Source organism: Azospirillum isscasi, assembly GCF_030849505.1.
In the GTDB taxonomy this organism is placed as follows: domain Bacteria; phylum Pseudomonadota; class Alphaproteobacteria; order Azospirillales; family Azospirillaceae; genus Azospirillum; species Azospirillum isscasi.
The window spans coordinates 1-1,676 of sequence record NZ_JAUJFI010000340.1 but is presented as its reverse complement, the minus strand read 5'-3'; the positions used below and the strand labels follow the sequence as shown (position 1 = coordinate 1,676).

The 1,676-nt window shown below is 75.1% G+C and carries 1 protein-coding gene; it reads right to left on the bottom strand.

All coding sequences use genetic code 11. The annotated features are described in order from the left end of the window. The coding region (locus QSG27_RS28855; RefSeq protein ID WP_306712280.1) for an O-linked N-acetylglucosamine transferase, SPINDLY family protein at positions 1-1,676 on the bottom strand (1,676 nt) is incomplete at both ends.

Below are 1,676 nucleotides of genomic sequence, written 5' to 3'. Positions count from 1 at the left end.
AGTCGGCGAGCGAGCGGACCGCCAGTTCGGGCAGGCCGGCGGCGCGCAGCAGGCTCGCCCCCACGCGGGAGGCAAAGCCCTCCCCCGGCACCGTCAGCACCGGCAGACCGGCCCACAGCGCGTCGCTGGCCGTGGTGTGGGCGCCGACCGGCGTGGTGTCCAGGAACAGGTCGGCCAGACGGTGGCGCGCCAGATGCTCGGCCGGGGGGCGCCGGGGAGCGAAGACCAGCCGCTCCGGCGCCACGCCGCGGCGGGCGGCCTCCCGCCGCAGGTTCGCGCTGGCTTCCGGATGGCTGTCCAGCAGCCACAGCACGCTGTCCGGCTCCGCGCCCAGCAGGCGGCACCACAGGCCGAACAGGGCCGGCGTGATCTTGTAGGCGGCGTTGAAGCAGCAGAAGACCATCCCCCGCTCCGGCAGGCCGCAGGCCGCACGGGTGGGGGTGGGGCCGATGGGCCGGCTGCGGTCGTTGGGCTGGTAGCACACCGGAAGCTGAACGATCCGCTCCGCATAGAAGGGCTGCCGGTCGAGCGGCGTGACCAGCGGGTCGCCGATCACATAGTCGATGAAGCCGGCCCCCATGGTCCCCGGATAGCCCAGCCATTGCGCCTGCACGGGGGCGGGGCGGTGGGCGGCGATCTCCGGGCGGGCGTGCTGGGTGTGCCCCTTCAGGTCCACCAGGATGTCCACCCCGTCCTCGCGGATGCGCGACGCGGCTTCGGCGTGGGAGTGGGCGGCGAGGTCCACGAATCGGTCGAAGGCGGCGCCCAGCCTGCGCCGCATCGGGCCGCCGTCGTCGGGGCCGTGGCTGTAGCCGACGACCTCCACCCGGCCCCGGTCGTGGCGTTCGATCAGGTCCGCGATCAGGGCGGCGGTGGCGTGCTCGTGATAGTCGGCGGAGAGATAGCCGATGCGCAGGCGGCTGCGCGGCCCCGGGTCACGGCAGACCGGCATGGGGGCGACGGCCTGCGTCCGCCAGTCCGCGTAGCGGCGGGCGCAGGCCAGTTCCGCCGCCGGGCCGGCGCCTTCGCCGAGGAAGATCCAGGGGTGGACCTGCCGCGTGGCGCCGCTGCGCACCAGGGCGGTCATTTGCGCCGAACGCTCCGCCAGCCCGTCCCAGCGGCAGAGATGGCGCATCTGCTGGACGAGCTGGGCGAGAATCCCGCCGGTGTCGGGCAGGCCGAGCGCCAGCGCGCGTTCGAAGGCCGGAAGGCTGTCCACGGGTCGCCCCGCCTCCTTCAGCGCCAGTCCCAGATTCGCGTGGGCCTCCGCCAGATCGGGCCGCAGGGCCAGGGCGTTGCGGTAACAGGCAACGGCCATCTCCCCCCGCCCCTGCCCCTGGGCCACCGCGCCGAGGTTGAGCCATCCGGGAACCAGCATGGGATCGAGCGCGACGGCCCGGCGCAGCGCCGCCTCCGCCGCCTCCAGCCGCCCCAGCGCGCGGAGCAGGACGCCCTGGTTGCAGGGGGCCGGGGCAAAGCGCGGCATCAGCCTCGCGGCCTCGCCATAGGCGTCGGCGGCCTCCGCCGCACGGCCCAGCGCCTGGAGCGTCAGGCCCAGATTGAAGTGGTTGCCGCCGAAACCGGGCAGCCAGGACAGGGCGGCGCGGTGATGCGCTTCGGCCTCCGCCGCCCGCCCCTGCCGCCGCAGCGCCTCCCCGAACGCGGGGCGGGACACC